Source organism: Paenibacillus sp. HW567, assembly GCF_000374185.1.
Lineage (GTDB): Bacteria > Bacillota > Bacilli > Paenibacillales > Paenibacillaceae > Paenibacillus_AQ.
This window is the reverse complement of record NZ_KB910518.1, coordinates 885,774-899,399: the sequence shown is the minus strand read 5'-3', so window position 1 is coordinate 899,399 and position 13,626 is coordinate 885,774. Positions and strand designations below refer to the sequence as shown.

The following is a 13,626-nucleotide window of genomic DNA, read 5'->3' as shown; positions in this document are numbered from 1 at the left end:
TATATGACTATACCACCCGGATTCCAAGTCAGGGTGCTGCAAACTTTAGGAGGTTATGTATATTTCTTTGGAAAAATAGAGAGGCTCGCTCAAAAAGACAAGCCGGCCAAGGTAGACGCCTGGCCGGCTTTCTGGCAATCAATGAAGCACTGTCACAGCTTGCTGATTTCAAAGCTGTAAGCTGATCCTTTATCACCGTCGAACTCGGTACCCAGCGAATCACGCAGCTTAACCTCTGCCAATGACAGGTTGCCGGTAACCGAAGTGCCGCCTGACTGAATCGCCAATGGACGAAAGCTAAGCTTCGCTGCAATCATGACACCGCCGCCGATAAGTACAGGGTCATCGAACATAACCTTGATTTGCGTTGTGTTGTAGACAGAAGCGGTCACGGTTGTTCCCGGAACTAAAGAGGCTGCTCCCGTAAATTCCAGTATATCCGGGTCGTAATTGACAGTGAAGGATTTGGCATATACGCTGTCGGATACACTGATCACGCTGTAGTTCACATCAAAATCACGGTTATCAGCAACAGCCTCCGGTCCGCTTAACCTGCCTCCTGGCGTCATATAGTCTCCATAGAATTCAAATTCACCCAGGTTGCCGTACCAGCCGCTGCCGGTCAATTTGAAGTAGCGGTAAGGCGTCTGATCCATTTGATGTGCTCTGAAATCAGTCCATTCAGCTTTGGATACCCCGGAAACAGCCGGGGTTACATTGGTCCAGTGAATGGCGTCATTAGAACCCTGGACAACCATGCCGTTCAATCTGTCGGTTCGGTTTGATCTGGGGAACAATTTGATTCTGTTCAGCAAAACCGCATTGTTTTCGCCAAAAGCAACCATATAAAAGGAATTTGCATCCTGCAGGTCGCCATAGGTCCACGGATTTCCATCTGTCACGATGCGCGCCATCTCTTCCCCGGACATCCCTGTGCCGGGCGGATTGCTCCACTGGGCAGAGGAAGAAGTAACCGTTGCCTTGGCAAAAGAAAGCTTCGTTTCGTTCTTCCCGACGATTGTGGTCTTGATTGGCGGGGTTTCCGCCGATTTGCCTGTCACCGTATCCGTCAGTGCGAGTATCAGAGTAACCAGCGTATTCTTGTCCGGCTGGGTGATCCTGCCATCGCTGCCGATCACACCGGCAGGCTCCGCCGATTTCACCGATAGCGTATAACGCTCCGGCACCGCGGGCAATGCCAGTGTGGCCGCTCCCTCTGCCGGCGCCGCAATGGCGGTTATTCTCCGGGCCATATCGGCGGTTGCTGCTTCCGACGGAATATGTTCACCGTACAGCTCCACCTCTGAAAGATTGCCCGCCCAGGATGAGCTGTTGTATAGCCGAATATAACGGTATTGCCCCGGATCGTTGACATCAATGTAATTCCAGGTATTATCAACCGCACCCGTCAGCGGTTTATTGAAGCTGGTCCAGTTGATCTTGTCATTGGAGCCCTGAATGATCAGACCGTTCATTCTGCCGGCAACCCCTTGCCTTGGCCAGGAGACTGCCAGATCCAGCCTGATTGAAGAACCTTCCCCGAAATCTACAATGTAGTAAGAGCCGGAATCCGTGTTCAGGTCGCCGTAGGTGCCTGTGCTGCCGTCAAACAGCAGATAACCAACCTGCTCTTTCGTCAAAGTGCCCTCGCCCCACTGCTTATCCGAGGCTGTAACCGTCGCCAGCAGGTTGACGCCCAGGAACTCTTTCGGATGAACCAGATACAGCTTTGAGCCGTCAGTCGTGAAATAAGCCGTATCAGCAGCAGTTCCGTCACTCCCCTTGTAATCAATCGTGAAGCGAAGCTCCCCTGCAGGCACGTTTGCCCCCATTGCTGCTGCCGCAGTAATGGTTTTGTTGTCTGCCGACGGGGTGAGCACCGTATCGGTGCCTTGAATTTTGACTTGTACATCAGTGATTTCTTCCCTAGCCGTGAATGTGATTTGTGCTGTTTGGCCTGTTGTAATTCTGCCGTTGAGTTTATCGCTGGAATCAAGCTTTACGGAAGTGAGCATATTTTTTGTTTCATAACGCTGGCCATAGATGCGGAATTCCGATGCTTCAAATAGCGAATTGTTGTTCCCGCCCAGCACATCCGGCTGGGGATTGATTTTTTTGATTTTAATGAACCGGTAACGCTCTTTCTGGAGTTCCGGGGCCACGTCGATTTTGGACAGGCCGGGAATAAAGGCCGTTTCCTGCGGAGTCAGCCGCGTCCAATTAATTTTGTCATTGGAACCGTACACCACTGATCCCGCTGTCCGGTCGACGAAATTCATTCGGCCCTGGACGGCAAAAGCAGTTGCCGAAATTTTATAATCCGCCCCGAAGTCAAACGTAAAGCCGGAGTCCTCAGCCAGATTTTCAAGCGGGAAGGTATTGTTGTTATTGTCCGTAAGCAGCGAGACATAGTTTCCGAAGCTGGAGGAAGCGAGCAGAGAAGTATAATCCATCGTCCCGTCAGCCAATCTGGGTGTCAACAGCCGCAGACCTTCCGCTGCGCTCTTTAGCGGGAGCAAATAGTTTTTATAATAACCCAAATGATCCACGCTGCCGCTGTCGCTATTCAAATTCGCTATGGCGTTATTGTATGCGGCCGTATAGGTGTGGAGCGCCGCGCTTTCATATTGATTATTCCGATCATAAGAGTCACCGGCCGCCCGAACTGCACTAAGGCGGTCAGCTTTTACAACGACCGTCACCTTTTTGGTAGATAAGGTTGTACCGTCCGTGGCTTGAACGATAAAGGAATAGGTCCCCTTTTGTGCCGGAGTCCAACGGAACATGCCTGTGCCGCTGTCAATGGACGAGCCGGGAGGGAGGTCGGCGCTGCTGTATAGAATCGTATCACTGCTGCTGGAATCCGTTGCCGAGAGGTCCAATTCCATCGTGCCGTTTAGATAGGCTGCCGCGTCCGCATTCCGATAACCTGACTTAAAGAGCGGCGGTGACAACTGTGTGTTGGCCGCAATATTCAGATGATCCATATCCACAATAGTGCTTGAATCCCCGATGACCTTCATGTACACCAGACCGTAATTATCAGCGACTTGCCCAAAGGATACCGTATTGATCCCCATATCATAGGTAATATACCGCCACTGGCCTCCCGTATCAGGAAGATACAACTCGTGATACGGCGACGAAGTTTTTTCCTTGCCAAGCTGCAATGTCGCCGGTCCGCTACTTCTGAACTTCAGACCGATACGCAAAGTTTTGCTGCTTGCGCGGTCAGGATAGGCCATGTTGACCAGGACAAGCCTGCTACCCGATTTGGAGGCGGTTACGCTAATGTAAGAGGTACCGTCCGGATCTTGTTTGGTCGTTGACTTCTTCTTGTCCAGAGCCGTATAGCTGCGTTCGATTTGCACCAAGCTGGCGTTCGGATCGCCGGAGCCGGTCGCTTGAGTTATGGGAACATATTTGCTGCCCTCCGCCGCTGCCTCCTTCGGAATGTAGAGCCAGAAGGAATCGCCTGCCCCAAAATATCCGTCCCAGGCATTATATGCCCAGCCTCTCCACCAGTAAGAGATCATCGGAAGCCGCTTGGTGAACGCTTCATAGAAGTACGGTGCTTTCTTCTGAACATTCTCCCCCTTGATGTATGTGTAATAGTAGTACAAATCCCAGCCAAAAGCGGTCGTCAGCCGGCCTCTTTCCATCTCCGACAGCTTGTAGTAGACCCCTTTGGGTTCTGCCCCTGTATTATGCGAAACGGTATATTCCATCGGTACCCAGGGTGTATCATAACCTAGCTGATACCGATAGAAATAGTTAGCGGCGGTCAAAATCCGGTCATTCAAAAATTCGTAAGGTCCTACCGCATTGCCCGTACTGGAACGTTGGCCTGTGAGCGGGTCCACCTTGGTCTTCTGGGCGATCATCAGGCGTGAAATGACAGATGCCGTTATGATATCATCAGCGGAATGAGGCTGGTCGCGGCCCATCTCGATTACTTGAACAACAGGGCGGTCTAACGGCTCACCGGTAGCCGCATTGGTATCAATCTCCCTGTAGAGCTGCTTGACGGAGCCGTTTTTGAATTGATTCTCCGCCGTTCCATTCACCGTGAACCATTCCACACGGTCATCGTATCCTTCGCGGTCATCCATGAAAATCTGAGCGGCCATGGAACCTACAATCGAAAAGTTGTTCTGGTTCATAAAGCCGTTATTGCTGTATTGGAAGGTATCCACGATGGGACGAAACAGATTGTTGGTCAGCTTGACTGTATCGTCCCCGGTCCATGCCAGGTCCGGCCTTGAAGCCGGAGTGCTGCTGTACCGCATAATTTCGGCGGCTGTAGCCATGCGATTGGTGGTATGGCCTGTATGAATAAGAGCATCGCTGAAATAAGCATATTTTGTGGGGTCCATCTGCTCCCACAGGCGGAGTATGGTCATCACCTTCTCGCGGTACTCCACTTTCCCTGTAATTACATACAGGATCGCCTGGGTATACGCAATTTTGGCATCGCTGCCCATCTTGTCATTGGTAGATCTGCTGTCAAAACGGGTGACAGCCGGTTTTGTGGGGTCCGCAGCGCTGCGGTTGCTAATGCTAGCGCTCAATGAAGCCGACGGGGAAGCAATCATCTCCAGGTAATAGGAATACCATGGATCTTGTTTCACCTTTACCTGAGTCCGGACATTCTCCAGAATTTCCTTGGTCAGCCCGACACCGGGATGAATGAATCCGTTTTCAGAAATAATCTCTTGAATCTGCACTTCATAATCCTCCGGGGATGAACTTGTGCCCGCAGCTTCAGCATAAACAGCAGTGGCCGGCGTAAGCATTGGCACCAACAGAACCGCCGAGATAAACACAGTGAACAGCTTACGCAAGAGCTGACTTGAATGATTTTTGTCATAAGTACTCATCTGGTACCTCCTCTACATTTCGAAAAACAAGCCCTATTCCGGAATGCACACAATCGAATCAAGAGCATCCTTCGACAAGCAGCGTAATCACAGATCAGCGAACTTACATCCCCCCTTTCACCCGCTAATCATAAGACCATTTACATGATGGAAGTAACCAAAATTAAGGTGCAAGGTTTTGTTTGAACTAGGAGTAACGGGCTTTCGGTACAACCTCCACCCGGACATCAGCGCCTTCGCCGCCCAGCAGTCCAGCGATTCGAATCTGGTGATGATCGGTAGTCAGGCATACCGTTTGATCCGCCTCACGCCGGGCAGTAAGTCCGGCCTCTCCTTTCACTTTAGGGTGTAGCACGGTCAGGAATCCGTGCCGCGCATCGGCGACAGCACGCACATAATCCATCATGCAGGGCTCGCCCAAGGAACCATCCCTCTCATAAAATGGTGTCGAACGCCCTTTATCCAAGGCTATCGACTCAAGCGGTCCCAGGAATACCGTCTCCAGATCGACCCCGTAAGCCCCCTGGGAATAGACCCGATTGTCATAAACCCGGGATTGCCGGGCTGCAACCGGCAGATTGAACAGCACCTTTCCCGCGAAATCCGCAACATGATCGCGGATGATATACACATCCGGCTCTTTCACATAAATTACGTGCCGGATATGCCGGCCTGGGCCTTCCGGGTTGGCGATTTCGATAGCAATGGACTCGGTTTCTTCCCTAAGACGGACATCCAATACCCGGCTGGTCTTGGGTACGTCTGCCCATCCCCGCTCCTGACTATAGGTTCCGGCGGAGAGATTGATCGTGCCCCCGGTATTCTGGACAATGGCCTGCTGTCTCGTAGCGAACTGCAGACAGGCATGCGAATAGGAACTGATATGCCAACTGGTGCTGCTGTCAAAGTATCCTTCTATGCCGGAATCCATAACCAGGGGAACCGAATTCTTGTACAGCACAAACGCTCCCTGATCCAGATGTCCGTGAGCAACCGGCTGCGGGCTGGACATTATGGCGAAATAGCTCTGGGACGGACTGCCGAATTTTTTGCGGAAAATATAGATTCCGGCATGCGGATAGGCATCAGTCGATGCCAATAGAAGCGGCTTCGCGGGAACATAATGCTCCACACCGGCTGCAATATTCTCCAGCATGATGCCTTCTCCCCAGAGCTTTTTGAAAGGGCGGCCGGCCAAAACCCAAGTATGGTACATCCGGTCGGCCAAATCCCGGTCATACTTGGAGATATTCCGCAGGAAACCGGCGAAATAGCCAAATTCTCCGCCCCCGCCCAGCGCGTGATCGCCAAAAGGCGGGGTGCCGATATGGCCGCCGAAATATTCGTATCCCGGCGTCTGCATATCAACGCCGTAACCGAACATGCCGACGAGCGGCGTCGTCTCGAACCAGCTCTCACCAGTTACATTCTCCAGCACTTTGGCGTAGCCTGCGAACCGTTCCAGGGCAGCATGATGGTAGCGGATGGATTCCGGCCATGACCCGTCCGGATTCACATTCAGCTCCAATTGAGCCTTAAGAATGGTGTTCGCATTGTTCAACCAGGTATGGCGGTTAGGGAAATCCTCAAGCGCCATCATCAGCATGCCCGTACCGGCGCACATGTCGGTCTGCCAGTTGCTGCAGCCCCGCTGCGCTTCATAAGGCGTCCATTCGGTCCGGTCCCGCAAATCGAGCATGTACCGGAGCATGTACTCCGCCAGCGAGAAGAAGCGCTTCTTCTCGGCTGTGCTGAAAACATCAGCCGTCCGGATCAGCGAATAGCTGACGGCAACCGCACACAGCAGCCTTCCGCCCTGTACCGCTCCGTAGCTGTCGTTTCCCTCCGGACGAAGATTCGTGACCAGCCAGTGTTCAGCCCCCTGACAGAAGTCATGCAGAATATAGAGAATGGCCAGCTTCACCTTCTCTGCGTATTCCCTGCCACTTGTCATGGCGTATTTGATAGCGTCACACTGCATGGTGAGCTGAAACCGGCCGCCGGGAAGGGAGGATTTCCGGTTGAAGAGATATTCGAACATCCCCGCTGGCCGGCCGGCCTCATCCCGATAATTGATTAGAGCCTTCAAGCCTTTCTTTAACTTGCCGTCAAGCTTGGCCGCAAAGGTAAGCGTGCAGCCCGTACCAGGCTTAACCGCAAATTCTTTGCTGTAGGCCCATGCTCCTTCATCACCCGGAGTGGGATTACATATATAGAGCGAACGGCTGATTCCATCCGGCTTCTTGCGCCCGTCAACCTGAGATGACGGATTGACTGCCTCGGGGCTTCGGGAACCGCCGCCGCAGAAGGGGTACTCCTCCTCCCATTTCAGAACGGGCGCTCCCTTCAATCTCCGGCGTTCCCAGCAGCGGGGCTGCCCGTTCCCTTCATCGAATCCTCCGTTACCGATATCCAGGCTGCCGCCGCTGGCCGAGAGAATCTCCACATCATCAATCCACACATGTCCAAGACCGTCCTGCTCGTTCTCCTCAGCGGGCAAAATGAAGGAGAGCGTCGCTGTAGCCGCGCCTTCCGGCACCTTGAAATTCACAATTTTATCCGTCGAGCTCCATAAATAAAAATGCCGGTTCAGCGCGTCATAACCCGCTTCCCCTTCCATAATCCAGGAGAACGCCTGCTTCAAATCCTCCAGATTATAGATGGCAGCCAACTGCGAAATATGCTCAAACTGGCCGCGAATGAGCGCTGAAGATTCGATAGATGACCGGAGCTCCTGTAATCCTTCCTTCATTAGATACAGGGAGGAGTCCGGCTCAATATCGGTCCGCAGCCGTCTGGAATGGCGAAACTCCCGCAGCCGGTTGAAGACGTCAACGATTCTTCGCCCCAACTCCTCCCCGCCGTCTTCGGCGTTGAAGCGCACCAGTTCGTTTTTCAATGTGTCCATTGAGCAGCTTAATGCTCCTTTTGCTTCCTCGCTGTATTCCCCGACTTCATGGCCCGTTCCAGCCTGATCAAGGACATTCCGGGCTTTCTCCAGAACAAAAGCGGCCTTCCCGGGAAGCTGCGCGGCGCCCTCCGACATTACATTCTGCTTCTCGAACCACTCCAGCGCAGGCTCCAGTCCGTAATGGCTGTATACTGTGCCTTCTTCAGTAAAAGGCGGGACCATCGTATACCTCCGGGTCGCGAACAAAATCGCTTCTTCCGCTCGCGGGTTATGAAACTCACGGTTTCGGGTAAAAGGCGGCTCCCCCCCGCCCTTCAGCGCCAGCTTGGCTTGATTGACCATATCCTTCAGCGCCAGCTTGGCACCGTCCGTATAGAAGTCTCCTTGTGTCTCCAGCAGATCTTCGGCTTTTTGAACAAGCGCCTGAAGCTTAAGCCAATCACTTGAAACATCTGTCATCTTATCACCCCGTTAATCCATAAGTGTCTTCACTGCTGAAACAATCCTCATCTGCCTATAATTCCTCTTCATCCGTCTCCCTGGTCACTGGTTACGGCAGCCAGATGTTTTCCCAGTTCCTCATTGTGAGATATCCGTAAATAGAAATGATCCGAAAAGGACCGGATACCGCTTGGCGAAATATCCGATTTGCGGCTCCCGCATCCGGCAGTCCACTGAATGGGCGTGAATGTTAACGAGCGTTGCCTACGCAGCCCGGCCTGCGTCCCGCGCATCAAAAAGTTCATAGTACAGCCGGGTTTCGCCTTCTTCCAGCGGCATCCATCCAGACGATATTGCATTCAGCATCCGCAAGCTTCCTCCCGCAGCGGTTTCCCGCTCATGTCGGTCTCCGCGACTTCCACAACCGTCCCGGCATCACTGACTTCAAAATTCTCCACCTTGATGGTCTGTACTCTGCCATCGGCGAGTTTAACCTGAATCTCATCGGCTGAACGGGCCATAACAGATGCAACCATCGGCTGCTTCTCGTAAGGCTCGATCAGCGTCACAAACCGTGCCGTCTTGCCGGTGCTGCGCGCACTCAGCATTTTGCGCCTGTGCGTCTCGTCGCCAAGCGGATAATCGCTGCCGATTGAAGCTACCAGACGGGTGGCCCGGATACCGGCCAGGTCCACGCGGATGATCCCTTCGCGCCCCATGTCGAGCGGGTTGGCCGGAATGGCTCTGTCGAAGGGCTTCATGGCAATTTTGACTGGTCCGCCATAATAATCGACGCCAACTCCGTTGCCCGGGTCGGTATTTTCTGTATCGAGGGACAGATCCGCCAAATACAGTTTGCCGCCGGATTCCGTTTCCAGATAAGGATCACCCCAGAAGATTGACTTCTCCGAGGATTTCAGCAGACCGTTGTCTCCGACCCCCTCCCCGATCCTGACCCGGAGCTCCAGCGTTCCGATTCCCTCAAGCGGAAGGTCCAAATCGTCCCGGCCGAGAATCCATGCGCCGAATTGGCCGCTGGCCAGCAGTTGCCCGTCGCCCCTGACCTCGTAATGCAGCCGCTTATCCACCTTATGCATTTCAGGGTCATTGCCGACAATCATCTCCGGATGAGTCGGCCACAGCGTGTAATGGTCAATGGACAAAGGGCCGTCCTCATTATGCTCAGTCCGGTTGGAGCGGTTGTCGTAGCCCGGGCCAAAACCCATTTCAAAATGCGCCTTGACAGGCCCCTTCATGTCGTACCATTCGCAGTCAGTAATCAATTGGGCGCCGCCGAGCGGATCAGGATCAAACTGCCCGGTGCGCCGGTTCAGGCGCTTCTCTTCTCCCTCCAGGCTGATCAGCCCTTTGCAGTGGAACAAGTTGTCATATTCATGCTCCCGCTCACCGGCCACATAGTCGAACAGTACAACATAATCATCGGTAACAATGGTTAACCGGCGTCCCAAAACCGGTTCTGTAAAGCCGGTCCGCTTGGAATACTCCGGCTCAGGATCGGGAATCGGCATATAGCGCCCTTCGTTCCAGGTACGCTCCGCAAACGTTGTATCCCCGCCCACTCTCCAGCCGCCGTACGGAGGGTATGACCATCTGGCTGTGTTCTCCACCGCACAGGCCTGAAAGAGACTGCCGCTGTGGAACAAAGTGCGCCTTCCTTCGGCAGGGTCCTGCTGCTTCCGGTCAACAACCACCATATTATGGGTAATGGAGGTCTGCACATAAAATTTGTACATAAAGGTGTGGTAGCTGTACCAGATATTTTCGGGGTTATAAAAGCTTCGGCCGTAACGCATGATGGACAGCAGACTTAACCGGTCATAGTGGCCGTGCGCGCCGCCGTGCGTGCCGTACTTAACGACGGCCTGAAGCTGTTCTGCCGGCTCTCTGCCCGCGGTCTTCGATCTCAGCACCGCAACGCCCGAGTTGTCCGCATAGGCAGAAGTAAGATACATCTGCGATCCGCTGGGCGCAAGATCGGCAACGGCGTACAGTAAATCCCGCTCGTCCAGACCGCAGGTCAGCAGAACATCCGCATATTCCGGTTTGCGGTACAGGTAATACGCCAGATCATAACGGCCGTCCAGGTACCCTCTTTCAGAAATGCCCGGCAGCTTGGATTCCGCCGAATCATTGATGCCGAACAGAACTCCCCGGTAGTCCGCAAAAGGAAGCAGGCTGTCCCAAAGCTGGGGAATGGAGCGGTAATTGCAGGTTGTCGGACCCCAGATATCCAGGCACAGCCCGTCGATATCCGGTTTGCTTCCGGGGGTAATCTGATCATGATACTGTGCGGGAACCCACAGGTCGGCAAGGTTCATTCCCCACGGTCTGCAGCTATAGGCAACTTCGGTGAACAAGCCGGCCGACATTAGATTGTAGCCGACAGAGCATTCGAACCACCAGCCGTCATCCAGCGTTCCCTTGGACAGATGATCCGTAAATCCTCCCGTTCCGAACAGGAAGCGGTTCATCCGCTCAAGGTCCTGCAGGGCTTGGCTGCAATACAGCGCCCCGATCATTTCTCCGATGGTCCAGTTCGAGATGCCCCCTACGCTCAGCGCCCAATCAATCAGATCCATAAAAAGCCGGAAGGAGCTCTCGATATTGAGATGATCCTCTTCCGTCAGCAAACCCGAATCTGCCAGCAAATCATATACAACGGCAGCATGTTTGAAGTACTCTCCTTCATGCACCAGCTCCTGATGGCAGGCCTGCAGCGTTGAAGGATAACCCCGGTGCGGATGAACGGTCTCCCGAAGGAAGGCCGCAGCCTTCTCCGCCAGCTCCGTCCGGCCGGTCAGCTTCCAGACAATTGCCGCATTCTCCGCTTCATTGGCATGATGGCTGTGAAACAGGAACACGCCTCCGCCCAGCTCCGGCAGGACCCACTGGTCCGCACGCCGTTCATACCTGTGCAGCAGTTCCTGCGCCCAACCCTGTTCCTTGATCTTTTGCCGCACTTCGTCCCAGCCGTCCGGCGTATGTTTGATATAGGGGTGGGGAAGCTCGCGCAGCGTGGTCAGGGTTAATTGCTCCGCCTGTCCGCCCCGCCCTCCCGGCACCACCATCAGCTTTTGAACCTCATGCCCGCCGGGCGCAACGCGGCCCGAAACCTCCACCCGTACGGAAATCTCCTTCGTTTCCCAGGGCTTAAGTACGTATTCCTCCGGCTCCACACGAACAGTCATTGTCTCCCAGCCGTATTTTTCCTGTGAGAAAACGACCGGCAGGACTTCTCCCGTACAATTATGGAGCAGCACTTCGTAAAGGGCCGTTCCCCCAGCGGGTACGGATTTGGATCGGACCGGCGTATGAGCATAAACGGCCGGTCTGCGTGCAAACCGGATCTGATGAATGTGGACCGGCTCCTTGGACCCGCTTTCCTTCCAGTCTATACTCAGGCGCACAGAGCGCACGAATTTCCATGTTCCGGATAATGCTTTCTTATCGTCGAACTGTTCCAGAGGGAGCACAATTCGGCTCATACCGTTTTCGGCTGCTGCAACCAGACAACGGGCAACAGCGTATTCGACCTCCTCCGGCAAAGGGCCCTTGTTCCGCAGCAAACCAATCTCTGCCTTCACCTCCAGCACCTCAGGCAACGGCAGCTCCGCCTTCAGCTCCAGCGCGTACCAGCCGCGCAGGTCAACGCTGTAATCGTTCCGGCTGCTGAACCCGTGCGCCATCCAGTGATTATCCAGATGAACTCCGGGAAATTGCAGCGTCAGCGGCTTGCCCGGATGCAGCGCCAGCTCAGACAATTCGTCTGACATCTCACCCGTAGGATCCGCTTGAATATGTTCCCATTGTTGCAGATTGATCATAGTCAAAATATCGCTCATATCGCACCTCTTCAAGGTTAAAAGTTCATCTTCGGCAAGGCGAAAATACTTACTGCTGTTTGAGGCAGTTCCTGCGGTATTCCTTGGGCGTGACCCCGAAAGTCTTTTTGAACAGGGAACTGAAATAGGAGGTGTTGGGAATACCGACCGCTTCGCCGATCTGTGTTACCTTATCGGCCCCCGCCAAAAGCAGCTCTGTGGCTTTCTGCATCCGGTATCCGGCAAGATAATCGTTGAAATACATACCGGTCTCATTACGAAAAATATTGCCCAGATAATTCGGGCTAAGATATACCCGTTCCGCAAGGGCACGCAGACCGATATCCCGGCCATACTCCTGCTCAACAATCCGGATCACCTTTTGAACAATGGTCGTCTCGGACAGTTGTTGCTGTTCTTCCGCCTTTCCAGTCAAATCCATCAGCCAATCGAGCAGCGTTCCCTTGATCTTCCGGAATTGCTCATGCCCGTGGAGCGAAATTCTCAGCTCCCACAGCGAGTCCTTGAGTCCGCTCAGGAAAGGGAATTCCTCGGCGGTGCGGGTAACGAGGCGGAGAATAAAATCCTCAATGCAGCCGGGATCAACGCCTTGATCTTGGGCTAAATAATGCAGAGTTCGATGGGCAGCGGCCTCTACTCTTGACCGGTCAAGGCCGCATATTGCGGCCCGGATGTCGTCCGCCAGCTTGATCAGTTCGCGCTGCATATCGGCCTCGCGTCTCATCCATTGCTCACGCCGCTTGATGATTTGCGCGTATTCCAGCTCCCGTAGCCCCCAGAACATACCAATATATTGCGACAGAATTGCTTCATTATAGCTGCGCCGGATTTCTTCGGTACTGTCCACGCGCCTTCCGGCAAACCGGAACTCATAACCTTCGCTGGCGCTTGAGCTGTTCCAGGCCGCTTCATCGCCAGTATCATGCCTAACGATCCCCACGTTCACCCCATCATGAAATTCCGTCAGCCACAACCCGTGGCTGACGTTCTTCCGGTCAGGCTCCCTGCCCAGAATAATCACCTGAAAAGAATATCCGCGCAGTTGTGCGCAAAGCTCCTGCTTCCCCGCCAAAAGATCGGTAAAATACCGCTTGGCGTCATCCCGCCGCCGCTGCTCCATTTGCTCGGCGGCGATCCGGTTCATCATCTTTCTCAGCTCGGTTTCCTCGATCGGCTTAAGCAGATAGTCGTCGATCCCCGTCTTCAATGCTTTTTGCGCATAGGCAAATTCGCTGTAAGCAGACAGAAATACGATTTTGACGTTCTTGTCGCATTCGCGGATCTTCTCGGCCATCTCAATGCCGGACATGTTCGGCATTTTTATATCAGTCAGCACGATATCCGGCCGAACAGACCGGTACAGTTCATATCCTTCCAGGCCGTTAGCGGCGGTCCCGGCAATTTCGATGCCGTACAACGCTCTCCAGTCGATAAAGCCCATCAGCCCTTCCCGGCCGATCCGTTCATCGTCGACAATAATCATCTTCATCACTGCGTATTCCTCCCTCAAGCTTTGACGCGCAGCCTTTGA

4 protein-coding genes are annotated in these 13,626 nt (G+C 53.8%); all 4 read right to left on the bottom strand.

From position 1 onward, the window contains the following. Positions 1-152: 152 nt before the first annotated feature. Positions 153-4,880, bottom strand: a complete 4,728-nt coding sequence (locus tag B212_RS32980) for a discoidin domain-containing protein (RefSeq protein WP_019909125.1) — start codon at positions 4,878-4,880, stop codon at positions 153-155. A 187-nt stretch (positions 4,881-5,067) separates the two neighbouring features. Next, a complete protein-coding gene (locus tag B212_RS0104105; RefSeq protein WP_019909124.1) occupies positions 5,068-8,250 on the bottom strand; it encodes a heparinase II/III domain-containing protein in 3,183 nt (1,060 codons plus the stop codon). 341 nt (positions 8,251-8,591) lie between these two features. Beyond that, complete coding sequence (locus B212_RS0104095; RefSeq protein WP_019909122.1) at positions 8,592-12,095, bottom strand: COG1470 family protein; 3,504 nt, start codon at positions 12,093-12,095, stop codon at positions 8,592-8,594. Positions 12,096-12,144: 49 nt separating this feature from the next. Continuing rightward, on the bottom strand, positions 12,145-13,584 hold the full coding sequence (locus B212_RS32975; protein WP_019909121.1) for a response regulator transcription factor: 1,440 nt from the start codon (positions 13,582-13,584) through the stop codon (positions 12,145-12,147). Positions 13,585-13,626: the final 42 nt, after the last annotated feature.

Bases quoted from the DNA above. Each gene is read 5' to 3' on its own strand.
- B212_RS32980 (WP_019909125.1), bottom strand. From the start codon at position 4,880: ATGAGTACTTATGACAAAAATCATTCAAGTCAGCTCTTGCGTAAGCTG.
- B212_RS0104095 (WP_019909122.1), bottom strand. From the start codon at position 12,095: ATGAGCGATATTTTGACTATGATCAATCTGCAACAATGGGAACATATT.
- B212_RS32975 (WP_019909121.1), bottom strand. From the start codon at position 13,584: ATGAAGATGATTATTGTCGACGATGAACGGATCGGCCGGGAAGGGCTG.
- B212_RS0104105 (WP_019909124.1), bottom strand. From the start codon at position 8,250: ATGACAGATGTTTCAAGTGATTGGCTTAAGCTTCAGGCGCTTGTTCAA.